This is a genomic window from Methylomonas sp. EFPC1 (genome assembly GCF_016925515.1).
Classification (GTDB): domain Bacteria; phylum Pseudomonadota; class Gammaproteobacteria; order Methylococcales; family Methylomonadaceae; genus Methylomonas; species Methylomonas defluvii.
Map to the genome: position 1 here is coordinate 2,897,941 of NZ_CP070494.1, position 26,864 is coordinate 2,924,804.

Sequence of the window (26,864 nt, forward strand, 5' to 3'; positions counted from 1 at the left end):
CTAAAACGCATAATTCCAAGTAGCCGACAACACACCTTCGCGCTCCAGCTGGAAACCGTTAAATTTGTCGGCGACAGGCTGCTGCCATTCCACACTAAAGTTGTGACCTGCCATCGCACCATCCGGCACGTTCAGATTTAGACCGAAGCCAACATCCCAGAATTTACCGCCGTAGTTGGCTGGACTGTCAACCGTCGCACCCGAAGAGCTTATTCGATTAAACGCACCGCGTATTTTGCCCTGGTCGGTATAAATACCGCGCAACGTGGCCGAGAGCCAAGTGGACACGCTATAGCCACCCCAAGCCGTGGCCTGAAACATGTCACCCAAGGCGTAACCCGATGGATTTCGGTCCTGTAAACGCTTGGTACCGCTAAGTTGAGCACCCCAACTCCAATCGCCAATTTGACCGGTATAAGTTAAACTGGGCTTGAAGTCCCAGGTACCGCTGCCAAGTTGCATGCCGTAATCTTGTAACTCGCTGTCCGGCTCGTCTCTACCATCCAGCGTCACGTCCACATCGCCGCTAGGCGCACTAACGCCCACGCCGGCATGCACATGATGACCGGGCGCATCGAACACCTTGACCATCGCCACCATCAGCGTGTCACCTAAACCGTGACTTTCGTGCCCGGACCCGTGTGCAGTCTCTGCAACCGCTCCCGGCAATTGTTCCAGGCTCATGTTCATATCCATCAACTGCGGCATCAGCATCAGATTCAGCCAATCAGTAGGTGCGTACATCAAATCAAGCATATGCATGTGCATACCCATTTCGGTCGGCCTCGAGATACAGCTGGTTGTACCGCAAGCATAATTCAACACAGCGCTGTCACCGGCGGCATGCGAGCCTTGATACATACCACCGGACTGATTGGCGTACATGTATCGGTAACCTACCATGATGTCGTCCGCACTATTCATCATATGCGCGAACATCACGCCAGCCGGGGCCGATGCGCCGTGATTATGGTGATGATGGTGATCGCCGGCGCCACCGCCGAAAATTTGTCCCGGTGCCGATAGCGCGATATTGAGTCCTGCATGCGCCATCCAATAACTAAAATCGGCGTAATCACTTTCGCCACCCCCACCCAATTTCAGATTACCTTGATGGGTGTAATACTCCATGCCCAATTCCAGTTTGATACCACGATTGAACTGCTTGGCTACGGTAACACCGCCGCTCAGGGCTCCATAGCCGGAAAGGCGGAAATCGCTGGAATACATCCCGTCGGCGCGTGGCGCCAAAAAATACGGCGCGAAAATATCGGCCTGGGATTGCGAGTAATAGCGCAGACTAGGCGTAACAGTGAGACCGAAAGGCAGTTTTTGCAGCCACTTCATTTCCATAGTGTGGGAATCAATGCCCCAGTCATCCCGAAAATAACGATAATCCATGTGCAAAGCGGCGTCGACCGCCGGGATATATTGATTCAGCCGGGTAGAGAAAGAAAATTGATTCCTTAGATTTGGACGAACTTCTCGGAATAAATCGATACCGACAATTTCCAGATTTGTAATGCCACTCCAGTTTACGGTTTCCGGCGAATTAAACATCTCATAATATTCTTCGGCAGTAACTTCGCCACGTACGTACACATATTTATAAGGGTTGCTAAGGTATCCGCTTTGCCGGGTGTAGTTGGCCGAAAGTTGCAATAATGCATTCTTATTAAGCACTTGGGACAGACCAAGATTGAACCCATTGGACTCACTAGACTCATCAAGCTCAGGATAAATCGCCGGATTGTGACCCGGATCTTGTGAATGATGATCGCTGTGCCCACCACCGCTTCGCGTAACATCATTATGGGTGTAACTATAACCAGCCGAAACAGTGGTAAGTTTGTTATTAAACTCCTGCGAGAAATTAACCGAACCGAAGTTTGAGTTGAAATCGGGCTCGTTCGATTGACCGCCGGAAACCCCCAAAGTAGCGTCATCGAAATAATATTTGGCGCCGAATACGGGTTGCGTGCGGGTTTCTTGCGGCTGAGTCTGGAACGTTTGCTTGACCCGAGTGTTGGGCGGGACAACTTGGTTCAGAAAATTGCGGTATATACTGATTAAGGCGCTCTTTTCGAATGCCGCCTTTTGTGCAGCCGCATTATCAATAATAGCTTGTCGCTGAGATGCAGACGCCGTTTCAAGACTGCTCTGATATGCACTATAGGCCTGCAGCCATGCAATTTGTTCCGGTGTTGCGTTGGCAAATTGCGCTGGCGCAAGATTGATGTCGTCAACCCTCAGCTCAAAATCAGCGCCTGAATTTGTCACATCTTGTATATAACCCTTGTAATGAATCCACAGCGCATTAATATTCGAGAACGATGAATCAAGAGCCAAAATGCCGGTATGGTTGGTGGCAACTTGTTGATAAGCCACTCGATTCGCGTAATTTGCGCCATCACCCGTGCTCAAGTTTTGATTCACTGCCGAATTAAAACCGAGGATTTCCCAGACATCATTAACGCCTGAGCCATTTGCTTGCAGACTGTTAAAAAACATATTTGCAGCGCGAAAAGCCTTACCATCCAATTCGCGGATATAAATGCCCGATGAGTCGGCATGGTATTGGATTTCACGATCTGCAATTGTGCCTTGTCGATGGAGATGCCCGTCGGGATTTAGAGGATCGGAAATTGTGCCGACTACAATGCCATTTTGTTGATAACACCCCGCTCCACCCGGGCAGAACCCGCCAGTATTGGTATCAGCCTTACCGTAAACAGCCGCGTTTACTCCCTGAAAATCGATAGTAACTGCGCTGGAAATAGTCTGCCCCCAACCCGCCGGAAAACCGGGTGCTGGATTAGCAGCTTGATACTGGGTAAGCAGTTGATCGGTATTCGCCGTTATAGCAGCGGTACCCTGCTGGATTAAATTCAATTCGAGCTGTTGGCTTTGGGATCCTATGGCAGTATAGGCTTCGAATGGTTCTTTAAATGACATTACACCTTGATATCCGGCCAACTTGGTCGGATCTACTCCGCCCGAGGCAGCCGAAATCACATCGGCACGATTCTGGTTTTGATCTATTTTCGTTTGGTTCGCCATCACCTCGGGCATACTGAACGACGGTGTCGCCCCACTGTATGTATCCCGATCCACGCTGAAGGTAAACTCCACGCGATCCGACATTGGAATCACAAAATCGCCGTGATATACCTCTACGCGCATTCGGTTATCGCTTTCCTGATAATAGCCGTACTGCGCGTTGGCCTCGGCCTGAGTCGTCGGCGTTGCCGCATGACTATCCAGCCCGGGCAATCCTAACGCTGCAGATGTCAGCGCAGCTAAAACCTTGTTTTTTTCGAGCTTAGTTGCAGCCACAGCCGCCTCCCGAACCGCCGTGTCCACCCTGCGAGGCTTCCTTGCTGGTAAAAATATGATCTCGAAAAGCTTCCCTGTTTGGATACGGCGTGATCGCCATTTCGTCTTTGGCAAGATTACCTCTTTCCCAAGGAGACACGGCGCTACAGCCAAAACATTGAGTCAATACAATCAGAGCCAGCCCTTTGCATATAAGCGAAACAATCCGATTGTTATCCAACAACATCTTATTCGCTCAATAACTGGGTAATCTGCTTGCGCAACCCTTCTTTGTCTTCGTCGCGAAATCCCAAATGAATCATCCGAATTCTGCCTTGTTTATCGACGATAAATGATGACGGCATGGCTGTTACTCCGAAAATGCGCGGACAGTCGCCTTCTGGATTAAACGACATCGGATAGTCGACTGCGGCGGACTTCAAGTATTCTTGCGCAGCCTCGATGTCTTCATCGACATTAATTCCTATCACTTCAAAGCCGTCCTTGAGTTGTTCATTACGTAATCCGTTCAAAAATGGCATCGCTTTTCGGCACGGGCCGCACCAGGTCGCCCAAAAATCTATCAATAACACTTTGCCCTTGTAAGCGGAAATATCTAGCCGATTAGTCCTATATGCGCTAGTTGCGGGGCAACTCGGCACCGAACTTCCTATCTCTGCGGATAACACCATACTGCAATGGGCTATGAGGCAAAACGCTGCTACAACTTTTAATTTCATGGTCTGGGTATGTCTATAATGTTGCTGTTATTGCAGTTTAGTTTTTTGAATCTGCAGTCACAACCTACGCCTCCCGGCCCAGGAAAAGACTACGGACTACTTTTGCAAGCAATACACAATCGACATCTTTCAAGATAAGCCAAGCTCATGCTTGCTGCTACACCCAATTTACAGCAAGTAATATGCCACAAATAATATTGCGCATTATAAAACTCTAAAAACCAGGCAACCGGTCCGGTTGCGGCACGTGAACATGTTACAAATACGCATATCGAAGTTCGTTAAAAACCGTAACAATCTGCCCAGTAAACCAGCAAAATCAAAGCGTTGCGGTGTTCCTATCGGAACCGCCTCCTAGATGCTGTACGGTTTTAATACGTTCGAATAGGCGCAATCAGCAATTCGAATAACGTTCATTTGCAGACATTGAGCTCTGCATTCAACCCAGATTGTCCATTAGAGGCTGAATCGCACTAATATCAACAAGTTACTCTAATGGCATCCATTAGAAATCGTCAGAATTCGGTGTATTTCTGGCGAATGGATTATTTGGGTTCTAGTTTAAACTTGCTTGGCATACTGGTTTATACGTTAGACGAAAAGCCTAAAATACCAGTAATCACCCGCAATTACGTCGATACGTAGCTATATAACATAGTTTAATTATTATCCTTTCAAACCTTTGCTGACTGAATCACCTCACGCCCTCAGCCGACCCCTGATTCAGCCCTTTATAAGATTGTGGCCGACGAAATGTCTAACGAACATGGTACGGATATTGCGGCAGCTTTTGACGTATTGCCTATCCTACGTTGCGACCTATGACCCACTGTTTGATTCCACTGAGCTCTAGCCTTAAAACACATCAAGGACAGGCATGTTCTTTGATTTACATGCCTCTAAAACTTTTCAAGGAAAAAATCACTATGAAGAAATCGATATTTCGCTGCCTGACTACCAGCAGCCTTATTCTGGCGAGTTCGCAGTCCTTGGCAGCAATTGCGCCGCCCACCTTACCAACCGTGATTGGATTCAGCGCCTTAGGTACTGCAACTGCCGGCAAACCCGATCTTCCGGCAAACCCTGCAACAGGCGGCTGCCCAGGCCCCTCGGCTATTTACGGCACATGCTACCAGGAGGACGGTTTTCTGGTGGGAGTGGTTTACGAGGGAGGCGGCGAACATATTCATAGCGCGACAGTTAGCGGGAACAAACGCGCTCAATATCATGCCGATTCCACCGGCATATATATCAGGGCTAAAGACAGTTCCGCCTTTAGCCTAGATAGCATGGACTTCTTTGCCCCGATTAATGCCGGCAACCCTATTTACGGCGATAATCCAACTTATACCGCCTACGATAACGGCAATGGCGGGCAGTACTTGGTACCCGAGCCAATTTCTTCTAGCCCCGACGACACAGCCTTGCTAGGCGACAACGAATATTGGGAAATTCTGGGTTTTAATAGCGCTGCGAATCCAGGCCTTGCCGGCGCGACCAGCGACGGCACCAATTACTCGACGCGCGTGGCGTATCAAACTGTCGCTAATGGCTTCCAAGGCAATTTGCTGCTCAACGAAGACTTTCGAAATATCAATGCCTTCTGGATCCATTACCACGACTTTCCCCGCGTTCCGGACATCGGAATCAGCTTCGGCATGCAATTAGACAACGTCAATATTTCCACGGCAGTGCCGATTCCAAGCGCAGCTTGGCTACTTATCACCGGCCTCGCAGGCATATGGACTGCTGCCGGAAAACTCCGTGACCGAGGTGAGGCTTAATTTGGCTATCGGCATTTGTGAAATCTTTTACAACTCCCTCTTCCCCCAACCTGGAGATATTTATGAATAAAGCAAAACCGGCTTTAGCGGTAATTTGGTTAGCAATGCTTGCAGCAAGTAGTCATGCCGGCGCGGCGATTACCGCCCCAACCTTCGTCGACTTCGGCGTAAAACCCAATAGAGCTTCGCCGAACCCGGTACTACCGGTTGGCGCCTATTACGGCCACGCCAACACCGCCCCCGGCGCCGATGGCACTTGCAATACCACGGCATGCATTTACCAGAATGGTCTTGTCGTCGGCACATTGTCGGAAGCAATCAATACCGGGGGGCATCTACATGCACTGAATTCCGTGACGGATTCCGAGGTGTCTTATCATGCTGATGCACCGGGTATCTATATAAGAGCCCTAGACTCGACCGCGTTTAGTCTACACAGCATACAATTCAAAGCACCTTACGCCGCCGAAGGAAATCCTTATGCCGGCGGAACGCCAATACCGGAAAATTTTGATCCGGCAATTCATTTTTACGAAATCATAGGGTTTAGCAGCGCCTTGAACCCGGATTTGACCAATGGCGACGGCACCCACTATAGCAACCGAGTAGCCTATCAGACAGTTGAAAATGGCTTTTCCGGAACGCTGGCACTGAATCAAGACTTTGCGAATGTCTCGGCGGTCTGGATACATTTCCATGGCGCGCAAAGCGTTGAGGATATAATCGAAATCGGCGCGGAATTCAAAGTGCAAATTGACGATATTGCCGTAGATGCACCAACAGCAGTACCCCTTCCCGCCGCGAGTTGGATACTCGGTAGCGGACTGTTAGGCTTGATTTCGATTGCCAGAAAAAACCGGCAGCCGACATCAGGCTAAGTATGCTCACAACCACCTGATATTAGCTGGCGCGGCTAAGATATAATCAGCGTCAATAACCTATTGAAACCCCAGCGGCAGGAGGCCAAGACAAATTACAGCAAACCGCAATCCCCTAAAGCACCTCACGTAATTGATTTAAGCGAGTTTTGCAACTTCGCTTAACAATAAAACAGCCCCCAGCAGACAACTGTCATTCGATTTTATAGCGATAAACACCATGACCCCATTCATGCAACTCGGCCAGGCCGCCGTCCAACAAAAAAATTTCAGCGAAGCGGTGGCATGGTTTACCAAGGCAGCGGCGGAAAGCCCTAAAGATCCGCAAATCAAGGCCTGCCTGGGACAATCGCTATGCTGGCTGGGGCAGCGCGAGGAAGGCTTGGCGCACCTTCATCAGTCCGGGCAGCTGCTTTTAAAAAAATCCCGTAAAAGCCGCGACATTGGCCTGGCTCTGGATATGGTCGACCAATTGCAGTATTGGAACGATTTTCCCGGTGCACTGGCGCTATGCAAACAAGCCGTGCAAATCAATCCGGGGCAATTGCGCGGCTATCAATTGCTGGCATTGACCTATTCTCGTTTAAATCAGAAAAAACTCGCCCTCGCAGCCGGTAGACAAGCATTGAAATTGGCGCCGAACAGCGCAGTACTGGCGATTTTACTCGCCACTCTGGAAGCTGCTGATGGCCTACACCAAGAAGCCAAACAACGTTTGGAAAAGGTATTGCAAAATGCCTTATTGACCACCGAAGAAAGGTTCCGGGCCCATAAAGAGTTGGCCCGCATCCTGGACAAGCTTGGAGAATATGAACGGGTTTTCCCGCATTTGCATGCGGCTGCCGAACAGGCACCGCGTCTGGCGGAAGTAAAACGCCAAGACGCCGGTTTAGTGCCAAAAATGCTGGCAACGCATAAGACGGAATTTGATAGCGAACTACTCGGTCGCTGGGCCAATACCGAATTCCCCACCGACCAACCCGCACCGGTTTTTCTGTTGGGTTTTATGCGCACCGGCACTACGCTGACCCAGGAAGTGCTGGCCGCCCATCCGGAAATTTTTGTCGCTGACGAAACCGACTTGATTATCTCGACGGCGAAGGAACTTAAGCGAATATCGAATGGACAAGGTAGCGTTGCCGAGCAACTACGCAAGCTCGATTTAGCAGCCGTGCTGCACTTACGTGCGTTTTACTGGCAGCGGGCCCGCGCCTTGTATGGCGATAAGATCGGCACCCAATTATTGCTGGATAAAACCACGATGAACACCATCGATCTGGGCTTGATCAACTGCATTTTTCCGGACGCCAAACTGGTATTTTTGCTGCGCGATCCGCGTGACGTTTGCTTGAGTTGCTTCATGCAAACCATGTTGCCGACGCCATCAACGGTGCAATTGCTAAGCTGGGAAAGCACTGTGCGGTTTTATGCGCAAGTCATGGACTGGTGGCTGACTATCAAGCCCAAACTAACGATGGGTTTTATCGAGTTCCGCTACGAAGACGCGGTATTTGATTTCGAACCGGCATTCCGAAAGGTATTTGATTTTATTGGTTTGGAGTGGGATCCTGGGGTTACTGAATTCCATAAAAAAGCAGCCGGCAAGTACATCGCCAGCCCTAGTTTTAGCCAGGTCGCGCAACCTTTATATTCATCATCAGTTGGCCGATGGCAGCGTTATCGGACGGAATACACTTCCATCCTGCCTGAACTGCAACCCTTTATAAACGAGTTTGGCTACGAAAATCAGTTTTAATTGAGGACTGGGGACGGGATTCATATCCAGGAGCCCGGCCTACTCAAAGCGATTGGTTTTGCCAGCCATTAACCGAGAACAGCCGATCCACATCAACTGAACACAGTTACATCGCAAGCCACTCAGCCCGACCGCGAGGCCTCGATAGTCTGCAATTTAAGGTAAATAACCCAATTTCTGACAAACTAAATAGCCAAAATTCGCCCACAGTAGGGACCCACAGCCAAAAACCAGAGAAACAATGCCGGAATTTGCAAAACAAAAAAATATTTCCCAGCAAAAGCCTCTAAAACATTCCGTTTAGCGAAAACTTACAGCACTTTTAGCGCCGGCAATCTAAATGACTGTGTCATATAACGCATAGATAGGGCATATGACACACTTATCCAAAAGCTAGAAATTTGACATATCGAAAAAATCATCTAGCGACCCGAAGAAGCTTGTTCTCAGCTGAAAAAAATCAGCATCAAATAAATTCTTATCATTGATTTATATAAGTTTTTTCAACAAGATTACGATAAAACACATTCGGGCATGGCTATTGCTTTGGCCTGGGGGATGCCGCGCTGGAACACAATTTAATTGGTTACCATGATCAGAAACATCCGGAACCGTGCTTTCTATCAAATCCCGTCGTTGTGCGCCGCATCAGCCTTATTTAGCTCAACCCAGGATTATAAGCATGAAAAAACAATTAAAAATTCCCTTGGCTTTTGTCGCCGCCATCGCCTTGGGCTATGCTCTTACCCCCAAACCGGAAGCCCCCTTCACCGGCCACGGCAATGTCGATGCCTTAAGTAAAGTCTACGAACGCTGGAAAACCGCACACGAACAACAAGGAAACCTGGAGGTTTTGCGTGTCGGCCTGGGCTTTTCGCGAGCACAATCTCGGCAATTTACCGCTGCCAATGGTGAAGCGGCATTGAATCTGCTGAATGGCCAATTAAGCGTGGCGGTCAGCGGCTTATCCAATCAAGAACAATACGATGTTTGGCTGCTGGATAATCACAACTCCGGCAATAACCTAAACGACAAAGCGGTCAAAATTGGCCCACTGTCAGCCCATGAAGATAAACATTTACTGACAACCCAATTGGACCGCGACCGCTTCACCGGCTTTACGATGGATGCCGTCGCGATTGCCAAAGCCGGAGAGACACCGCAAACCGGCGGCCTGTTATTCGGCTCGCCAAGCTTGCTGCAACGGTTATATTACACCGAGCGCTATTGGCCGGCGGCAACCATAGGCGCCGTAAGGGCAGAACAGAACGCTCGTCCCGCACAAGCGGCGTTCGAATTTTTATTGCCCAAAACCGCGCAAGCCGCAGTAACTTCGTCGGCGGCCACCTCGCCCGAACAACTGACGCAACTGATCGCCACCGGGCAACAGCTGTTTACCGAACAAACCTTTAACGGTAACGGCCGTACTTGCGCCACTTGCCACAGGCCGGACAACAACCACACCATCGATCCCAGCTACATTGCCAAGCTGCCGAAAACCGATCCGCTGTTTGTAGCCGAAACCAATCCGGTATTGGCCGATCTGGAAAAACCTGCGCTGCTCAGACAATTTGGTTTGTTCGTGGCCAATGTCGATGGCTTCGATAGACCGCCAGTCATGCGTAGCTCCTCGCATCTGCTAGGTATTGCCAACACCCTGACCTTCGAAAAAACCATCAACCCAGGTTACGGTAACGGCGAATTCACTCAGGATACGGATTATTTCAACGCTCACGACCCCGAAGCGCAGCAATCCGGTACGCATACGCATGCTATCGGTTGGTCTGGAGACGGCGCACCCGACGGCGGGTCGCTGCGAGATTTCGCCAAGGGGGCCATTAAACAGCATTTGCCCAAAACCCTGATTCGCGCTGAAAACATCGACTTTAGATTGCCTACCGAAGCCGAGCTGGATGCGTTGGAAGCTTATATGCTGTCTCTGGGCCGCAGTGAAGAAATCAATCTTGCCAATATGTATTTCAAGTCGCCGCTGGTGCAAAACGGCTTGCTGTTGTTCAACACCAAAAACAATCCCAAACTTGCGGATGGTACGGTGCTATTCGGCACTACCGGCAACTGCAACGGCTGCCATTCCAACGCCGGTGGCATCAGTTCCACCACCAACGCCAATCCTACCCGCGACACCGGCGTCGAGCGCATGCGCGACCAGTTGCATCATCTAGCCGATCCAAATCTGGCCTACGATGGCGGTTTCGGACAAACCCTACAAACCGATTGCGGCCCAAACTTTAACGAAACCTGTTACAGCGACGGCAGCGTGGCGCCGGCTGGCACCACGACGCGCCCAGCGGGACATCAGGGATTGAATCGTTTTAACACGCCATCGCTGATCGAAGCCGCCGATACCGCGCCGTTCTTTCACAACAACAGCGTGACCACGCTGGAAGAGACCGTAGCGTTTTACAGCTCGGATGCATTTAACAGTTCACCGGGCGCATTTACCTCAAGCAAAGCCAACCGCCAAGGCAAACTGGATTCGTCGCAAGTGATTGCCGTTGCCTTGTTCCTGCGCTCCATCAACGTGCTGGAGAACATCCGCAGCTCCAATCTTTTGGATCAAAAAGCGATTACGTTGAACGGTGACCAAAGCGTCAAAACCTTAAAACTGGCAATTGCCGATACTCAGGACGCTATCGACGTGCTCAAGGAAGCTGTCATTAATCCCTATCCGGATGCGTTAGACAAACTGCAGCAAGCGCTCTATTACGAAACACAGGCAACGAACAAGCTTTATCCAAACCGCACAACGCTCATGCAAAACGCGATAAACCTAAAGAATCAGGCACGAAGCATGATAGTCAGCGGCGGTTAGCATCTGCGGGCCGGGACGGACATGTTCCAGTCCCGGCATTTCGGCAAGCTGTTCGCCTAAGCTTTAAACAAAGCCTCTCCTGCGCTAGCCCACGCGCAGGAGAGGAAACGGATTCCCGTTTTTACGGGCGTAGCAACGCCAGGGAATTTAAAGGCTTGATTAGCAAAACCCACTCGCCCGGCAACGCCCTACCCGCCAGGCCAGCGTAGTCTCCTTTTCAATATGAACCAGAACAACGATGAATAAGCAACTCAACAAACTTTTAAAAACCGGCCTGACCGTACTTATCCCATTATGTGCGGCCGGCAACGCCGACGCCGCAATAGTTACATTTAGTCTCGATTACAGCGGCTTAGCATTCGGAAACGCCGCCACTGCGCAAGGCCTTATCAGCCTGGATGAGCAACTCATTCCCAATCCAGGCTCGGCTTTTCTCGATTTCAGCAACAATGACGCAATCAAGGCTTTCACATTAACCGTGTCCAACGCCACGGGAGGCTTGGGAAACGGCACATTTCAGATGACGGATTTCGATTTTGCCACCTGGGATAGCGCAGGCGAAACACTGGACTTTAGCCAACAATTGATAGGCCAGTGGACGCAAGGTGGCGGTTGGGGAAAAAGCGCTAGATGGGACGGCGGCGCGGGTGAGTTTAACCTTTACGCCAAAGCCGGCTCCTCCGCGCCGACCAGCTCCGGCTACTTTACCTTGGCGGCGAACAACGATTTTCTGAATGGCGATTTGTTGAAATTAGTGTCGTTCAAACCCGTGTCAGGCTCTGTTCAGCCAGTTCCGCTGCCCGCACCCATTTGGTTATTCGGTAGCGCTGTTGGCGTGTTCTTAAGTAGAAAAGCAGTGAAGAAAGACCATTAATTGCTCACTTGTTTATCAATCGTCGCTCCCGGGAAAGCGGTAGCCCAACGGCCACAATGATCCACTAAGCGATTTAAAAGCTCCCGCCATGCGGGAATTTAAAGGTACTCGGAGATTTTCAACAGACATAAAAAAACCGGATGGAGAACGACTCCATCCGGTTTAAAAAGCTCAAAAATTTTAAGCTTGAACGGCCGCTTTACGACGACCGGTATACAGGAAGCCCATCAAAGCACTTGTCATAAACCATACCGATGCGGGGAGAGGTACACTAGTGACAGGGTTTTGATTCGCAGCAGCTTTCAGATCGAATCCAAACAGAAAGCTCAAGTTGCTGGTGACTACGCCTGGTTTTACAAAGGTCAACAAGAACGTATTAGGGGCACCCAATTCATAGTTACCAGCTTCGCTAACCCAACCGCTCGCTGTCAACAGACCCAATTTGAAAGGGCTAGCAGAAGCAAATGTGCCTACACCGTTAAAAGTGTAAACAGGTGCATCAATAGCCAGATCAGCGGTAGCAGAAAAGATACCGAAGGTGTCACTTGAAGTAAATGGGAATGAACTAGAACCGAAGGAGATAAAATTGCTATCGCCGTCAGTAGATTCCCAAATGATGCCTGCCGAACTTACAGTCGAAACCGCAAATAGGCAAACAGCAAGCCAAAGTTTTAAAGATAAAAGCGTTTTCATGGATATTCCCCATTTAAATTAACGTTAACAATTGGTCATCCTTTTGACCACCTTACTCCTTAGTCAAAATTGTTCCTCAATCCCAACTAAGAAGGGGGGTGGATATATACCAACACCCACCCATACAGAATAAAGCAAATATAATGCCACAATTAATTCTGTTTTTTTTCAATAAGTTATAAGAGCAAAAATTGCAAAGTGTAAATATTACCGACACGTTACGAGTGATTTTTGCCTTTTGCCTAAAAAAGTCACCAAATCGGTGCATTACACGTTTTGAACTGCGTCAAAGTAATTTTTCGAACATAAAAAAGCCGGATGAAACTAAATTAGCCTCATCCGGCTCAACGACCGCCATAGCATCGAACAAACGCGACCAGCGTCGGGTACTTATTTCAACGCATTGCCACAGTCTATATCGGCCACTCGTGTATAGCCAACATTCTTGAAAATAGCGCTCTGCCCCCCGACGAAGCGAATAAACAATTCATCCCGGAGTTTATTGCGCTGCCTAATTTCCGCTTTGACGCCTTGCTCGGCCAACTGGTTTTTAAATAGCATGGCGCGCTGCCGATCATTGAACACGCCGAGCGATATTGCCCCTTTGATATCACCATCCGAGATTGGCCAGACATCGTTTAATCCTTTGGCTTTTAACATCATCTTATTGATACGGGTTTGTTCGGCATCTTTTCCAGCCGGGTAATAAACCTGAAAGTCCGAAGAAACCATAGTTGATTTGTTTGCGGCTTTAAACACAGTTAAATGCTCAGCGCTGGCCCATCGCCGCAACGCCTCCTGATCGCTGAACGGCCCGGCCTCATAGCAATGATGGATAGCGGTTTTCTGCCTGTCTGAACCAGTTGATTTAGGCGTATGAGGGCTTGCTTTGAAGATTAAAGCAACTTGGGGCGGGTTTAAGCGCTGCAGAATATCCGTTACTTGCTTGACTTGCAATTCAGTGGCAGCATTGTCCAGATAAGCAGAAATTTGTGCTCCACGCCGTGCCAATTGTCTCTCGCTGACCGTTAGCAAGGCCGGAATATTAGTGACCGGCTCGACTGATGGCGTCAGCGCACCAAAATGTAGCTTCCAGAAAAAAAACAACACATTCAGCAGACATAACAAAAAAAACAGCACCTTCATAAGGCTTTGTCGTTTTGGCAATAATTGAGCAAGCCTTTAAAGACCAAATCGCCGTCTACAATGCTTGGAACGGCCAGATGCGGCGCTAACATCTCCCCATCGCCGCCACTCAACACTAACTGATAGGCTTTGGGCTGACGCACCAAGGCCGCCTCTACCAGACCAGCCGCGGCTAACAAGGTACCGTTATTGATAGCCGCTGCCGTGACAACCGCCAAACTTGTTTCTGCCTGGTCTTCGCTAAAGGGCAGCGCAGCGGTATTGTTTGCCAAGGATTTTTTCATCAGCAACAACCCCGGACTGATTAAGCCGCCCAGATGCCTGCCATCGCTCTCGATGAAATCTATTGTGATGGCGGTGCCACAATCGACAACACAGGTATCCCCAGGATAATAACGATGTGCCGCTTGCAATGCCAACCAGCGGTCCACACCCAACTTCTCCGGCTCAGCGTATGCATTTTTGACGTTAAAAGCTGTTTGCGAAGACTGCGGCATGATCAGCTCTACACCGGGCCATAGTCCCCGCGCCATGTCGCCCAATAAAACGGTCAGAGCATTTTCCGATACCGACGCCATAGCCATTTGCTTGGGTGCGGGGATACCCAGCCAAAACTCACGCAAACGTTCCGGAAAATCCGCTTGGCGATAATCCATAAACATCGTCGGTTTCAGCACACCGGCCTCTGCCTGGGTCCATTTCAGACGTGAGTTGCCAATATCGACCAGTAAAATCATAAGCGCCGAAAACTGACTTCGCCGGACGCAAACACACGGGTTTCGCCATCGGCGAGTTCCAGCAACAACAGGCCTTGATCGTCGATGCCCGCCACCACGCCGCTAAAGCTCTGCTCGTGCATAAAAATATCGACCTGTTTGCCTTGCATGCAATCGTAGCTACGCCATTCGTCGAGATAATGCCCCAGTGCACGGGTCTCGTAATCCGCCAGCACCGGTAGCAACTGATTCAATAACTCGCCCACCAGCCGATTGCGCTGACCATGAACCGACTCCGTCAAAATACCGTGCAAATCGACCCAATCCTGTTCGATGGCCTGACCTTCATGTACCGGCAAATACACATTTAAACCCAACCCTATCACCGCATGGCAAGGCCCGCTACTTTCCCCGGACACCTCAATCAAAATCCCCGCCAATTTACGTTGTCGCCAATAAATATCGTTCGGCCATTTCAAACCCACATCAACAATCCCGAAACCTCGCAACGCCCGGATTACCGCCACCCCAACCGCCAGACTCAATCCGCTGATCGCAGCCGGCCCACCCTGGAAACGCCACAAAATTGATAAATAAATATTGTGACCAAACGGCGAAACCCAATATCTGCCGCGCCGCCCTTTCCCCGCGGTTTGCCGTTCGGCCAGGCAGACAGAGCCGATACCAACGCCCTGCCGCGCCCTATCCAATAAATAAGTATTGGTAGAGTGAATCTCGTCGTGAATTTCCAGTTCACCCAGCAAGGATCGAGCATGCCCCTCCAAATGCTGATCGATCTGTTGCTCGTCCAACAACTGTAAAGGGCTTTGCAAACGGTAACCTTTGCCCGACACCGCTAGTAACTCGATACCGAATTCGGACAACACACTTAAGTGTTTCCATACCGCCGAACGACTCACGCTCAGCAAACCCGCCAATTCGGTCCCCGAGTGAAATTGGCCGTCCGCCAGGACATGTAAAAGTTGTTTAAGTTTAGGAGAGATCAATCGCCAACCTGTCGAACGCGCAGTAAAGCCGGACTATGCAGCTAAAACTCGTTTTTATCACGCAATTGTTGCAATTGTTTCTTGACGACATGCTTGATTAACAGCTCTCTATCGTCTTCTTTGAGATTGACGTACTCAACACAGATAAAGAACGGCCGCTCCGGGCTTTCACCGGAAATATCCTTGCACTGGACAACATTCGCGTAGGCCACGATCACCGCCATACAGGAGGTCAGCAGCATCCGCAGTTCCAGAAGTTCGCCAACCGCTATAGGTGTTTCATTGCTAAAAGCTAACCCAGTGGCGCTGAGACTGACGTCGCGGGTATCGTGTTCGGAAAACTCTTCGCTCTGTGCGCTGATCGCCTGGGCGATCAGGTTGATTTTGGTGTCGATGATCTTCAGATATTCAAACATTTCCGGATCGCGCCTTTCCAGGCGCGGCGACAACATGCGAGCTTCCTGCGCCAACACGTCCAAGGCGGAGGTCAATGAACAATTGCCCAATACATCATTAGAGACATGACTCAAGGCGTCGACATTTTTTTTGTCGATGACTTTGTGCAGCAGATTTATCGTGTCGTTGACTCGAAAATAACGCCTTTTTTCTTCAATTTCATCCGCCATGGTGTGCTCGTCCTCGGTCTACTTAAGTGGGGTAAATATTACGAATAAAGAATTTTAGCTTAAGCGGCTTCAACTGTTTAATTCCACAGCATCAATCAGAAATAATAAGATCGTAACGATGCATCAAGCGGCTAACTTCGACACGCGGCAGACTGACGACAGGCAAGATTAGATCGGTGGATGTGAGTCCGGCCTCCTGCAAAGATTCTTCTTCTACGTACAAATCGTTAACGTCGTAAATTTGCAAGGCCTGAAAAATTGCCGAGGTATCCTTTAAATCTAATCCGCCAGGTTGCTGCTGATTTTTTAATTGCCACACGGCATCGTCGACAAAAAGCAAGGCGACGTGCTGATCAAAGGCCGCGGCAGTCAAAATCGCATCCAGCGTTTCTTGCAGATGCCCCCCGCTGTAAGGCAAGCGGTGCATGATAAATAGATAACGTTTCATGGCACATTTAACCGAAGACAATACTGCGGTCAGCCAGCAGAGTCGCCTCCAGCCACTGTCCTAAACCGGCTATCCGAAACCCCGGCGCCGTGTCGTCATCCTGCTTACCCTGACGTGCAGCCTCATCAAGGCACAATAAACCCCGGCGCTGCGCCGCCGAGATGCACACCACTAAATCCACACCATATTGCTCAGCCAAAGCCGACCAATGTCGAGTAATCGAAAATTCATCCTCAGGCGGCTGGGCATAACGGAAAGCATGATAAATACCCTCCTTGTAAAAAAATACTCGCAGAATTTGGTGCTCGGCCGCCAACGCCGCCTCAATAAAACGATAGGCGTTCAGGCCGGCATTGCTGGCGTAAGGACTGGCATTAACTTGTACGGCATATTTCATCGCGCTGTAAAATAATCGTTAAATTCAATATTCGGCCTATTTTAATACGAGCACGTTCAAGCTGCCCGTTTTTGCCGCGCATTGTTTCGCCATTGAACCAAACTTACTGCTTCCAGTCCGAGCTTCCATGACAATTAAGCCTCTTATTTTCAGCCTTGGCCTGATCCTGTTCTGTCCGTCGCCGCGAGCCTTGGACATCGAAAAAATCCAACTGCCGGACATGGGCGATTCAGCAGGCGCGATCATTTCACCCGCTCAGGAAAAGGAGTTCGGCGAGGCTTTTTTTCGTAATTTGCATCAACAAGCCGAAATTAATCAGGATGTGGAAATCCAACAATACATCCAGAACATAGGTCGGCAATTAGCGTCCCACAGCGACACGCCTTCGAATCCCTTCCACTTTTTTGTCGTGATGGACCCCAATATCAACGCCTTTGCCGGCCCAGGAGGATATATCGGCGTCAATTCCGGCTTGATCCTTTTGACCGAAGCGGAGAGCGAACTGGCATCGGTAATGGCTCACGAGATTGCTCACGTTACCCAACGCCACTTATACAGGTCCATTGAAAAAGCCAGCAAGTTGTCGATCCCGACCGTCGCCGCCACGTTGGCGGCGATTTTGATCGGCACCCAGTCCCCCAATATGGGCCAAGCGGCTTTAATGGCCATCCAAGCCGGCAATATTCAGTTTCAAATCGATTTTACCCGCGACCACGAAAAAGAAGCAGACCGGGTGGGTATGCAAACCCTAGCCGGTGCCAATTACGACCCGCGCAGCATGCCGACTTTTTTCGAACGCTTACAGCAATCGACGCGGTATTACGGCAAAGGCGTACCTGAATTTTTAAGAACCCACCCGGTATCCGAAAATCGGGTGGCCGACACCCGCGGCCGAGCGGAAATCTATCCCTACCGGCAATATCCGGATTCATTAGCGTATTTGTTGACCAAGGCCAAGCTTACCGTGCTGACTGCGCAGGACAAACGCACTCCGCTACAGCATTTCACCACGCTCGAAATGCAAGGCACGCCGGAACAAAGAGCTGTCGCCCGCTATGGCATGGGCTTGGTATATTTGGAAAATCAACAATACCCCGCAGCCAGCGAAATTTTTCAAAAACTCACCGAGCAATATCCGTCGCAACCACAATATATATCGGCGCTGGCCCGCACAGCGATGGATGCGCACGAATACGAAAAAGCCGGCAAATTATTTGAGAAAGCGATTAACACCTTCCCCAGCAATGACGCCCTAAAAATTCAATATACCCGCAGCCTGGTCAAGAACGCTCAACCGCAACGCGCAAAACAAGTGTTACAAAGCTTGTCGGATAGCGAGAAAGACCAGCCGTATTATTACGAACTACTCGCACAGATTTTCGCCGACCTCAAACAGCCCGGAGAATCGCATCGCTACATGGCCGAATACTATTACGCCAGCGGCGAAACCGAAGCGGCGATCATGCAAATCAGATTGGCAAAACAACAGACTGATCTCAGCTTTCAGCTACAAGCCATCCTCAACGAACGGCTAAATTTCTTTCTCAGCGAGGAAGAATCGCGCCGAATGGAACGCTAATTTCAAACATTAGATAAACCTGATGCTAGCTAAGTTTTTGTTTAAGAAAATTAATTTCGGGGCAAAACCATTTCCCGAAATAAAACTGATTTTTTTGTTGGACACCCGGTTTTTTTTAAAATACACTGCGCCCACCTTGAATACGGAGTGCATTCAACCTTAACGGGTTGCATCTTTGAGGGGGGAGGGAAACAGCCGGTAAAACGGCTGATAATAATAACTATAAAATAGTAATTGCTTGACTAAACTGCCCTAAGGCAGGCGTCCAACACAATAACAATAATAATTACAACAAACAGGACGGGCCCGCGTATAGCGGGCTTTTTATTGCCTGTCGTTTTACTTTCTCCACCTAGCCGCTTGCAGCCTCGATTGGCCTAAGTGCGCCGTTTATCTTATAATTCAACCCTGTCCGCTCAGTACTGTTAAAGTCTATCGGGCGAAGATCCCCCGCAAACTCAGATAAGGTTTAATAATGGCACGCGTTACCGTTGAAGATTGTTTGGAAAATGTTGAAAACCGTTTCAAATTGGTGTTACTCGCCAGCAAAAGAGCACGGCAGTTGGAAAAAGGCGCCGATGAATTCGTTCCACGCGGCAAAGATAAAGACACTGTGCTGGCACTTCGTGAAATAGCCGCAGGCTTTGTCAACGAAGAAAATATCGACCGTTTGCATCGCGCAGGTTACGTTTCGGAAACCCATCTGGAAATCTAACACCCATGCCCGAGATAGCTGTCAAACCCGCACCAGCGCTACCTGCTATCGAGCATCCTGAAGAAAAACTTCTTCACCAGCTCTGCGAGATCCTGCGCAGCTATCTCGACCAAGAACAAATCAACGATGTGATCCGCGCCTACCATTTCGGTGCGGCCGCGCATTCCGGGCAATTCCGCAGAAGCGGTGAAGCCTATATCTGCCATCCGGTATCCGTAGCGATCACACTGGCCAGCATGCACATGGATCACCATGGCATCATGGCGGCCATTCTGCACGATGTCATCGAAGACACCCCTATCAGCAAGGAACAACTGGGGGAACAGTTTGGCGTCGAAGTGGCCGAACTGGTTGATGGCGTGACCAAACTCTCCAAAATCGACAGCCGTTCCCGCGCCGAAGCGCAAGCGGAAAACGTCAGAAAAATGTTTCTGGCCATGGCGCAAGACCTACGGGTAATCGTGGTTAAACTCGCCGACCGTTTGCACAATATGCAAACCATGGGCAATATGCCGGTCGATAAAAAACGCCGCATTGCCAAGGAAACGCTGGAAATTTACGCCCCCATCGCCAATCGGCTGGGCATGAACGACGTGCGGCATCAGTTGGAATCGTTGGGCTTTAAAGCGCTCTATCCCAACCGCTATACGGCTATCAATAATGCCGTGAAAAAATCGCGCGGTAACCGCAAGGAAATCATCGACACCATCCAGAATGCCATCCAAAATCGTCTAAACGAATCCAACTTGGACGGCGCAGTAGCGGGCCGAGAAAAAAACATCGCCAGCATTTATCAAAAAATGCTCAGTAAACGGATTTCCTTTACCGACGTTTTTGATGTCTACGCTTTCCGCATTTATTGCCATCAGGTCGACGACTGTTACCGGGCTTTAGGCTGCGTACACAACTTATATAAACCAGTTCCCGGCCGCTTCAAGGACTACATAGCCTTGCCCAAAGCCAACGGCTATCAGTCGCTGCACACCATATTGATTGGCCCTTACGGTGTACCTATCGAAATTCAGATTCGCACCCACGAGATGCATCGTCTTTCGGAATCGGGAATTGCTGCACATTGGCTATACAAATCCGACAACGATAAAAGTGAAACCATCCAGGCTCGCGCCAACGAATGGCTGCGCGATTTATTGGAGATTCAAAAATCCGCCGGCGATTCGCTGGAATTCATCGATAACCTAAAAGTCGATCTGTTCCCGCAAGAAGTTTTCGTGTTTACCCCCAAAGGCAAAATCATCAAGCTGCCGCGCGGCGCGACTATTGTCGATTTTGCTTATCTGGTACATACCGATGTCGGCAACGCCTGTATTTCCGCGCGCATCGACAAGAAACTGGTGCCGCTGCAAACCAAGCTGGAAAACGGTATGACGGTGGAAGTCATTACCGCCACTTGGGCCAGACCGAATCCCCTTTGGCTGAACTACGTCACCACCGCCAAGGCCCGCAGCTGCATCCGCGCCTATTTGAAAAACTTCAATCAGCAGGAAGCGATCAATCTGGGCCGCCGCCTGCTGGAAAAAGAATTGCAAAGCCTGGGCATTCAACTGGAAAATGTCGATAACACCCGTATCATCCAGGTATTGCAGGTGTTGAAAAAACACTCGATGAACGAGTTGCTGGAAGACATAGGCCTGGGCAATCGCATGCCTTTTCTGGTGGCCAAACGCATCAGCCAAACCGACGTGAACGCGGCCGTCAAACTCGACGACAACGAATCGACGCATAAAACGCCTTTAATCATCAAAGGCACCGAAGGCATCGTCGTGAGCCTAGCCAAATGCTGCCGGCCAATTCCCGGCGACTCGATTATCGGCTTCTTCAATCCCGGCAAGGGCATCGTCGTCCATCATCACGAATGCCGCAACAGCAATGAAGTCAGAAAAAAACAGACTACTTGGCTGGATGTGGAATGGAGCCCGGAAGCCAGCGGCGAATTCCCCGCAGAAATTCGCATCGAATTGTTAAACCAACGCGGTTCGCTGGCCACCATCGCCTCGACCATCTCCAGCATGGATTCCAATATCGAAAATATTACGGTGGTCAGCCAGGATGATCGCGTATCGGTGGATTTGCTGACCTTAGCCGTAAAGGATCGCGTGCATCTGGCCAATATCATCCGCAAGCTGAAAAAACTCTCCATCGTTTTAAAAATTACCCGCATCAAGGCATAGCATGAACAAGGAAATCATCTCGACGCCATTGGCCCCGCAAGCCATCGGCACCTATTCGCAAGCCGTCAAAGTCGGCGAGACGGTTTATTTATCCGGGCAAATCCCGCTTGACCCGGAAACCATGCAAGTCGTCGACGGCGACATCGCCGTGCATATCCGCAGGGTATTCGATAACCTGAAAGCGGTAGCCGAAGCCGCCGGTGGCGATTTCAACGACATCGTCAAACTCAATGTGTTTCTGACCGATTTAAGCAATTTTCCTATCGTCAACGAAATCATGGCCGAGTACTTCAGCCAACCCTACCCCGCTCGCGCCGCGATTGGCGTTGCGGCATTACCCAAAGGCGTCGGCGTGGAAATGGACGGCGTGATGGTATTGCGCAACGAATACTACTGATAAAGCCAACGGGGCGCTTTAACTGGCCTCATTTGTGTATTCATGAACCATCCGGAACCGCATAAACAGCCTGTCACCTCGCTGACAGGCATCGGTTCACAATCCGCCGCCCGCCTGGAAAAACTGGGCATCCATACCCTGCAAGACCTATTATTCCACCTACCCTTGCGTTATCAGGACCGCAGCCGTATCGTTCCCATCGCTCAATTATTGCCGGGCATGACCACGTTGGTCTGCGGTACGGTCGAATTTACCGACAGCATCCAGCGTGGCCGGCCCAGCGTGATTTGCCGCATTGCCGACGACAGCGGCAATTTGTCGATCCGGTTTTTTCACTTCACCGTCCAACAAAGCCAACAACTTAAACCCGGCACCCTGCTCGGCTGTTTCGGTGAAATCCGTTACGGTTACAACGGCCTAGAAATGGTGCATCCGGAATATAAAATCGTTTCTGCTGCCGAGCAACTCCTGGAAACCACGTTAACACCGGTTTACCCGCTGACCGAAGGTATTTCCCAATCCGCATTGCGTAAAGCCATCAAACAGGCATTAGCACTATGTTTGGCAAGCGACAACGCGATCACGGACTGGCTACCGGCCAATTTGTTGGCCGAGTATGGCTACCCTACGCTGAACGACGCGCTGCAAACTCTACACAATCCGCCACCGCAGTTATCGGCGGAGATCATCAGCGGCGGCTCCCTGCCCGCCTTAAAACGCCTGGTTTTTGAGGAATTTTTAGCCCACCATCTGGCGCTATTGCAAGGCAAATTGGCTTATAAAAGCTGGCAGTCGCCGGTTTTCGAAATAAACCAGGCTGCGAATCAGGCATTCCTGCAAGGCTTGCCGTTTCAACTGACCGCAGCACAACAGCGGGTTTGCACCGAAATCGAAAGCGATTGCCGCCAAGCACAACCGATGCTGCGCCTCGTGCAAGGCGATGTCGGTTCCGGCAAAACCGTAGTGGCGGCTCTGGCAAGTTTGCTGGCGCTGAACTCGGGTTATCAAGTCGCGATCATGGCACCTACCGAATTGTTGGCCGAACAACACTTTCGTAACTTCAGCCTATGGTTCGCCGAGACCGGCTATCAAGTGCTGTTTCTGACCGGCCAATTAAAAGGCAAATCCCGGCAAGCCACTTTGGAAGCGCTAACCGACGGTTCGGCGAACATCGTGATTGGCACACATGCGCTATTTCAAGACAGCGTGCATTTTCACAAGCTGGGTTTGATCGTCATCGACGAACAACACCGCTTCGGGGTTCATCAGCGCCTGGCCTTGCGCGAGAAAGGCCAGCACGGCGGCTTAAGGCCCCATCAATTGATCATGACCGCCACGCCCATTCCGCGCACCCTGGCGATGTTGCAATATTCCGACCTGGACATTTCCATCATCGACGAGCTGCCGCCCGGCCGTAAACCCATCGCCACCAGCGTAATTTCCTCGGAACGCCGCGAAGAAGTCATCGGCCGTATCGAACATTGGGTGGCGCAGCAACGCCAAGCGTATTGGGTCTGCACCTTGATCGAGGAATCCGAGGCTCTACAATGCGAGGCTGCCGAGAAAACCGCAGCCTATCTATGCCAAGCCTTGCCGAACGTGCGTGTCGGCCTGGTGCATGGCCGGATGAAAGCCGCGGAAAAAGACGCGGTGATGCAAGCCTTTAAAAATCGCGATTGCGATTTATTGGTCGCCACCACGGTGATAGAAGTGGGTGTGGACGTACCCAACGCCGGCCTGATGATCATCGAAAATCCGGAGCGTTTGGGCTTGTCGCAGCTCCACCAATTGCGCGGCCGCGTCGGCCGCGGCGACCAGGACAGCTATTGCCTGCTGCTGTATCAATCACCGCTCTCGCAAGCCGGCAAGCAACGCCTGGCTATCCTGAAAGAAAGCAACGACGGCTTCGTCATAGCCGAGAAAGACTTGGAATTGCGCGGCCCCGGCGAAGTGATGGGCACCCGCCAAACCGGGCAGATACAGTTCAAAATCGCCGACCTAGAGCGCGACAGAGACCTGCTGGAACTGATCCCAGCCGCCGCGCAATTGATCCACAGCCAACACCCCAATGTCATTCAACCGCTGATCCAACGCTGGATCGGCCATAGCCGCCATTACGCCGAGGTTTAACGCTTGCCCGACAAAAGTTTTCTATTCAGCCGCCCGCCCATCTGGAAAAGCCACGAACCAAGCAGCCAACGGCAACTGCCGAACGATCTGCAATCCTGGCTCAATGAAACCGGCTCGCTGACCAAACGTCTGCGCGGCATCCACGGCAGCCGCTTCGGCGTAAAAGTGTTATTCCACCGCTGGAAGCCGGCTTTCATAGACGAATGCCGACTATTGGGCTTGCCGCCCTGCCGCTACCAATTGATCCGGGAAGTGTTACTGCATGCCGATGGCGAGCCCTTGGTACTGGCCCGCACCATCCTACCGGAGCCGACCATCGAAATCGCCCACCGTAATTTATCCCATCTCGGCACCAGGCCCTTGGGTGAAGTGATTTTCGCCTATCCGGATTTGGAGCGCCGCCAGAGACAGTTCAGTCGGGCTGATACAGGCATTTGGTCGCCAGGTTTGCAAACGGCGGTTGGTGTAGACGATGCTATTTGGGGGCGGCGAACGGTTTATGCGATCCATCGGCAACCGTTGTTGGTCGCGGAGTTTTTTCTGCCGGGGGTGCTGAATGTGTAATCGAGAACCGGCTCAAGCCGCCTTTTCTACCATGCGTCATAGTGGCGCTTTTTCGGGAAAATTGACACGCTTGACCGCTTCCCGATCCAATCGTATCGGCGTGTCGCGCAGATACAAATAGGTTCGGCCATCGTGCCGGTAGTGCTGATAAGTTTGCGCTAATCGAAACGGCGAATTCGGCTGTTTCAATGCCGAAAGCAACAAATCAGAGTGGGCAAAATGCGGTTCGATTAACGGGCCTTCAGCAACTACCACAGCACTTGCCGAAACCTGATCCAGCAAATCCAACACGGCTTGCGGCGACTCCGTTCTTAGGGCGTAGCGTTTACCCATGAAGTCCGATTTTGCCAACAACTGCGAACTTCGCACCACGTAGCACTGCAAAAACTTGTCGCGTAACGCCAATTCGGCAGCGAACGCACCCTCCGTACCCGCATGCCCGTCGACAATCGTCACCGTACCCGGCGCCTGGCTGATAATTTGTTCGGCTACCAAATCCATGCGCAAATCAAACCTTGGCGCGCGGTCGACAAGAAAAAACCAGCCGGGAGCGCAAAACACAAAGATCAAGACTGTTGCCACCAGCCAAGGCCTAGCAAATGCCCACTGCCAACGCCGTACTGCGGCTGCGGCACCCATGCTGATAAAAATCGCCATATAAGGCATGGCGGACGACATATACCGCTGATCCAAATCCACCGGCACGATGGCATGAAAGATAATAGTGGCAAGCACCATGGCCAGGCCGGTAAGCCCCGCCTCCCTTATAGCAGGATCCGCCCTGCCGCTCACACTGACGACTACCCCGACTAGCGCCGCGATTGTCCCTATCGGCCCGATATTGGCGTATATGGCTGGAAGGAACGCCGATAAAGCCAAAACAAAGTAATCCATACCCCAAGCGTAATTGAAACCATCGCTGGATATTTTGTAGGTGACTACCGTCCAGGCCCCCACGACAGCCAACGCCGCGAAACCCGATACGTATGTACGCCAATTCAGCAGTATCTGCCAACGTCCCGTCAGAGCAATATGGAAAAATGGGAATACGCCCATTAACCAGCCGTTGCCTTTTACCAGGATAGCGGCTGACGTTAAAGCCGCGTAGGTCAAACCTCTGCGTAAGGTGGGCTGTTGGGTGTAACCACTCCACTGCATGGCCGCCAACACGCACAAGCCAACCAAAGCCTGATCCAACATTAATCGCAAGGTGTTATTAATGGTGACGGGCATGCAGACATAAGCAATCGCCGCCAAAAGCGCCCAAGGCATACCCAGAACTTGCCTGGTAATACGTGCCACCAATAAAGCTGGTAGCGCCCCTATCAGCAAATTGACCAGCATGAACGGAAAGGTAGCATGCGGCAGGATGAAGAAGAATAATGACAGAAACGCATAGTACAGCGGCGGCCAATGCCCAATCGAAATCTTGGGGTAATGCACGTAAAAATCGGTGGCGTACTGCATGGGATTCTGCCCGAATGCTGTGGTGACATACGACCAGATCAGATACGCATTCAAAAAATGAGACCCCTCGTCGCTGCCGGTCAAGCCACTGTCCAAGCCGCGCAAAACTATCATTGCCGCCGCGAGAATCGCGGTGGCAATACCAAATACAGCCAAATCCGGATACCAAGAGCTTGCCCTAACAAAGCCCTCCAAACTTGTTCCGCTAGATAATTTCTGCCGCAAATCGCTGTTTGTATTACCGGCGGCGGCATCACTGAATACGAAATAACGATAGGCGTGAAAACTGAGAATGGTCTGACAAGCGGTTGCCAAGGTCACCGCCAACATCGGCAACAAGCCATAACTAACCAAAACCAAGTAAATCAGGTAATTGATTAAAGCCATGCTCAATGCCACCAGCATATAGCGCCCGCCTTCGCGGATAGAACGGGAATGTTCGACTTGGTAGGTAAAACACCGATTGGCCAACCACGTAAATAGCATTGCGGAAAAAATAGCCGGAATACGCGCCAACCAAGGCGCCAAGCTAAGCTGTATCAGCAAAAAAGTCAGACCGGCATCGATACAAAAGCCGGCTCCGCCGACGAGCAGGAAGCGAATAAACATC

General features: G+C 50.7%; 22 protein-coding genes. 11 read left to right on the plus strand and 11 right to left on the minus strand.

Annotated elements, in window-relative coordinates; all coding sequences use genetic code 11:
* Genes JWZ98_RS13340 through JWZ98_RS13350 form a run of 3 tightly spaced genes read right to left on the minus strand, consistent with a single transcriptional unit; the run spans window position 1 to window position 4,055 of the window.
* Window positions 1–3,336, minus strand: coding sequence for a DUF3570 domain-containing protein (locus tag JWZ98_RS13340; protein WP_205450411.1), 3,336 nt, complete (start codon window positions 3,334–3,336; stop codon window positions 1–3).
* Entirely contained in the window at window positions 3,323–3,562 is a 240-nt protein-coding gene (locus JWZ98_RS13345; RefSeq protein ID WP_051669948.1) for a DUF4266 domain-containing protein, read from the minus strand. Before JWZ98_RS13345 ends, JWZ98_RS13340 begins: the two co-directional genes overlap by 14 nt.
* Before the next feature lies 1 nt (window position 3,563).
* Entirely contained in the window at window positions 3,564–4,055 is a 492-nt protein-coding gene (locus tag JWZ98_RS13350) for a TlpA disulfide reductase family protein (RefSeq protein WP_033156545.1), read from the minus strand.
* Window positions 4,056–4,981: 926 nt separating this feature from the next.
* On the opposite strand from JWZ98_RS13350, the gene JWZ98_RS13355 reads away from it, so the two are divergent.
* The 5 genes from JWZ98_RS13355 (at window position 4,982) to JWZ98_RS13375 (ending at window position 12,180) form a co-directional block, all read left to right on the plus strand.
* The gene (locus tag JWZ98_RS13355) at window positions 4,982–5,839 is read left to right on the plus strand and encodes a hypothetical protein (RefSeq protein ID WP_205450412.1); all 858 of its coding nucleotides are present in this window, start codon (window positions 4,982–4,984) and stop codon (window positions 5,837–5,839) included.
* 62 nt (window positions 5,840–5,901) lie between these two features.
* Window positions 5,902–6,717 (plus strand): VPLPA-CTERM sorting domain-containing protein, encoded by an 816-nt coding sequence (locus JWZ98_RS13360; RefSeq protein ID WP_205450413.1) that lies wholly within the window; start codon window positions 5,902–5,904, stop codon window positions 6,715–6,717.
* A gap of 220 nt (window positions 6,718–6,937) precedes the next feature.
* Window positions 6,938–8,473: a sulfotransferase gene (locus tag JWZ98_RS13365; RefSeq protein ID WP_240347991.1), complete on the plus strand. Its 1,536-nt coding sequence runs from the start codon at window positions 6,938–6,940 to the stop codon at window positions 8,471–8,473.
* Between the two features lie 682 nt (window positions 8,474–9,155).
* Window positions 9,156–11,306 carry a hypothetical protein gene (locus JWZ98_RS13370; RefSeq protein ID WP_205450414.1) on the plus strand — a complete coding sequence of 717 codons (2,151 nt, stop codon included), beginning with the start codon at window positions 9,156–9,158 and terminating at the stop codon, window positions 11,304–11,306.
* A gap of 238 nt (window positions 11,307–11,544) precedes the next feature.
* A complete protein-coding gene (locus JWZ98_RS13375; protein ID WP_205450415.1) occupies window positions 11,545–12,180 on the plus strand; it encodes a hypothetical protein in 636 nt (211 codons plus the stop codon).
* Window positions 12,181–12,360: 180 nt separating this feature from the next.
* Here the strand turns inward: JWZ98_RS13375 and JWZ98_RS13380 are convergent, their stop codons facing one another.
* The 7 genes from JWZ98_RS13380 to tusD all read right to left on the minus strand — a co-directional run bounded on the left by JWZ98_RS13380 (window position 12,361) and on the right by tusD (window position 17,213).
* On the minus strand, window positions 12,361–12,873 hold the full coding sequence (locus tag JWZ98_RS13380) for a hypothetical protein (protein ID WP_033156550.1): 513 nt from the start codon (window positions 12,871–12,873) through the stop codon (window positions 12,361–12,363).
* Window positions 12,874–13,263: 390 nt separating this feature from the next.
* Window positions 13,264–13,983, minus strand: coding sequence for a hypothetical protein (locus tag JWZ98_RS13385; RefSeq protein WP_205450416.1), 720 nt, complete (start codon window positions 13,981–13,983; stop codon window positions 13,264–13,266).
* Window positions 13,984–14,015: 32 nt separating this feature from the next.
* The gene (locus tag JWZ98_RS13390) at window positions 14,016–14,756 is read right to left on the minus strand and encodes a type III pantothenate kinase (protein WP_205450417.1); all 741 of its coding nucleotides are present in this window, start codon (window positions 14,754–14,756) and stop codon (window positions 14,016–14,018) included.
* Entirely contained in the window at window positions 14,753–15,742 is a 990-nt protein-coding gene (gene birA / locus JWZ98_RS13395) for a bifunctional biotin--[acetyl-CoA-carboxylase] ligase/biotin operon repressor BirA (protein WP_205450418.1), read from the minus strand. Before birA ends, JWZ98_RS13390 begins: the two co-directional genes overlap by 4 nt.
* A 41-nt stretch (window positions 15,743–15,783) precedes the next feature.
* Window positions 15,784–16,368 carry a PilZ domain-containing protein gene (locus JWZ98_RS13400; RefSeq protein ID WP_033156554.1) on the minus strand — a complete coding sequence of 195 codons (585 nt, stop codon included), beginning with the start codon at window positions 16,366–16,368 and terminating at the stop codon, window positions 15,784–15,786.
* A gap of 91 nt (window positions 16,369–16,459) precedes the next feature.
* Window positions 16,460–16,816, minus strand: coding sequence for a sulfurtransferase complex subunit TusC (tusC, locus tag JWZ98_RS13405; RefSeq protein WP_205450419.1), 357 nt, complete (start codon window positions 16,814–16,816; stop codon window positions 16,460–16,462).
* A gap of 7 nt (window positions 16,817–16,823) precedes the next feature.
* Window positions 16,824–17,213, minus strand: coding sequence for a sulfurtransferase complex subunit TusD (gene tusD / locus JWZ98_RS13410; protein ID WP_205450420.1), 390 nt, complete (start codon window positions 17,211–17,213; stop codon window positions 16,824–16,826).
* Window positions 17,214–17,340: 127 nt separating this feature from the next.
* Between tusD and JWZ98_RS13415 the strand changes: the two genes are divergently transcribed.
* From JWZ98_RS13415 to JWZ98_RS13440, 6 genes are all read left to right on the plus strand, one after another.
* Entirely contained in the window at window positions 17,341–18,792 is a 1,452-nt protein-coding gene (locus tag JWZ98_RS13415) for a M48 family metalloprotease (protein ID WP_205450421.1), read from the plus strand.
* Between the two features lie 475 nt (window positions 18,793–19,267).
* Entirely contained in the window at window positions 19,268–19,507 is a 240-nt protein-coding gene (rpoZ, locus tag JWZ98_RS13420; RefSeq protein ID WP_033156558.1) for a DNA-directed RNA polymerase subunit omega, read from the plus strand.
* A 5-nt stretch (window positions 19,508–19,512) separates the two neighbouring features.
* On the plus strand, window positions 19,513–21,696 hold the full coding sequence (locus JWZ98_RS13425; protein WP_020482114.1) for a bifunctional (p)ppGpp synthetase/guanosine-3',5'-bis(diphosphate) 3'-pyrophosphohydrolase: 2,184 nt from the start codon (window positions 19,513–19,515) through the stop codon (window positions 21,694–21,696).
* Window position 21,697: 1 nt separating this feature from the next.
* Window positions 21,698–22,093: a RidA family protein gene (locus JWZ98_RS13430; RefSeq protein ID WP_020482115.1), complete on the plus strand. Its 396-nt coding sequence runs from the start codon at window positions 21,698–21,700 to the stop codon at window positions 22,091–22,093.
* A 42-nt stretch (window positions 22,094–22,135) separates the two neighbouring features.
* Entirely contained in the window at window positions 22,136–24,223 is a 2,088-nt protein-coding gene (gene recG, locus JWZ98_RS13435; protein ID WP_205450422.1) for an ATP-dependent DNA helicase RecG, read from the plus strand.
* Between the two features lie 3 nt (window positions 24,224–24,226).
* Window positions 24,227–24,787 (plus strand): chorismate lyase, encoded by a 561-nt coding sequence (locus JWZ98_RS13440; RefSeq protein WP_051669950.1) that lies wholly within the window; start codon window positions 24,227–24,229, stop codon window positions 24,785–24,787.
* 36 nt (window positions 24,788–24,823) lie between these two features.
* Here the strand turns inward: JWZ98_RS13440 and JWZ98_RS13445 are convergent, their stop codons facing one another.
* Window positions 24,824–26,863, minus strand: coding sequence for a GtrA family protein (locus JWZ98_RS13445; protein ID WP_101051956.1), 2,040 nt, complete (start codon window positions 26,861–26,863; stop codon window positions 24,824–24,826).
* Window position 26,864 lies beyond the last annotated feature (1 nt).

What these genes read in the sequence shown, in the direction of transcription:
- JWZ98_RS13345 (WP_051669948.1), bottom strand. Translation starts at nt 3,562, where the DNA reads ATGTTGTTGGATAACAATCGGATTGTTTCGCTTATATGCAAAGGGCTG.
- JWZ98_RS13350 (WP_033156545.1), bottom strand. Translation starts at nt 4,055, where the DNA reads ATGAAATTAAAAGTTGTAGCAGCGTTTTGCCTCATAGCCCATTGCAGT.
- JWZ98_RS13355 (WP_205450412.1), top strand. Translation starts at nt 4,982, where the DNA reads ATGAAGAAATCGATATTTCGCTGCCTGACTACCAGCAGCCTTATTCTG.
- JWZ98_RS13360 (WP_205450413.1), top strand. Translation starts at nt 5,902, where the DNA reads ATGAATAAAGCAAAACCGGCTTTAGCGGTAATTTGGTTAGCAATGCTT.
- JWZ98_RS13365 (WP_240347991.1), top strand. Translation starts at nt 6,938, where the DNA reads ATGACCCCATTCATGCAACTCGGCCAGGCCGCCGTCCAACAAAAAAAT.
- JWZ98_RS13370 (WP_205450414.1), top strand. Translation starts at nt 9,156, where the DNA reads ATGAAAAAACAATTAAAAATTCCCTTGGCTTTTGTCGCCGCCATCGCC.
- JWZ98_RS13375 (WP_205450415.1), top strand. Translation starts at nt 11,545, where the DNA reads ATGAATAAGCAACTCAACAAACTTTTAAAAACCGGCCTGACCGTACTT.
- JWZ98_RS13380 (WP_033156550.1), bottom strand. Translation starts at nt 12,873, where the DNA reads ATGAAAACGCTTTTATCTTTAAAACTTTGGCTTGCTGTTTGCCTATTT.
- JWZ98_RS13390 (WP_205450417.1), bottom strand. Translation starts at nt 14,756, where the DNA reads ATGATTTTACTGGTCGATATTGGCAACTCACGTCTGAAATGGACCCAG.
- JWZ98_RS13400 (WP_033156554.1), bottom strand. Translation starts at nt 16,368, where the DNA reads ATGGCGGATGAAATTGAAGAAAAAAGGCGTTATTTTCGAGTCAACGAC.
- tusC (WP_205450419.1), bottom strand. Translation starts at nt 16,816, where the DNA reads ATGAAACGTTATCTATTTATCATGCACCGCTTGCCTTACAGCGGGGGG.
- tusD (WP_205450420.1), bottom strand. Translation starts at nt 17,213, where the DNA reads ATGAAATATGCCGTACAAGTTAATGCCAGTCCTTACGCCAGCAATGCC.
- JWZ98_RS13415 (WP_205450421.1), top strand. Translation starts at nt 17,341, where the DNA reads ATGACAATTAAGCCTCTTATTTTCAGCCTTGGCCTGATCCTGTTCTGT.
- rpoZ (WP_033156558.1), top strand. Translation starts at nt 19,268, where the DNA reads ATGGCACGCGTTACCGTTGAAGATTGTTTGGAAAATGTTGAAAACCGT.
- JWZ98_RS13425 (WP_020482114.1), top strand. Translation starts at nt 19,513, where the DNA reads ATGCCCGAGATAGCTGTCAAACCCGCACCAGCGCTACCTGCTATCGAG.
- JWZ98_RS13430 (WP_020482115.1), top strand. Translation starts at nt 21,698, where the DNA reads ATGAACAAGGAAATCATCTCGACGCCATTGGCCCCGCAAGCCATCGGC.
- recG (WP_205450422.1), top strand. Translation starts at nt 22,136, where the DNA reads ATGAACCATCCGGAACCGCATAAACAGCCTGTCACCTCGCTGACAGGC.
- JWZ98_RS13445 (WP_101051956.1), bottom strand. Translation starts at nt 26,863, where the DNA reads ATGTTTATTCGCTTCCTGCTCGTCGGCGGAGCCGGCTTTTGTATCGAT.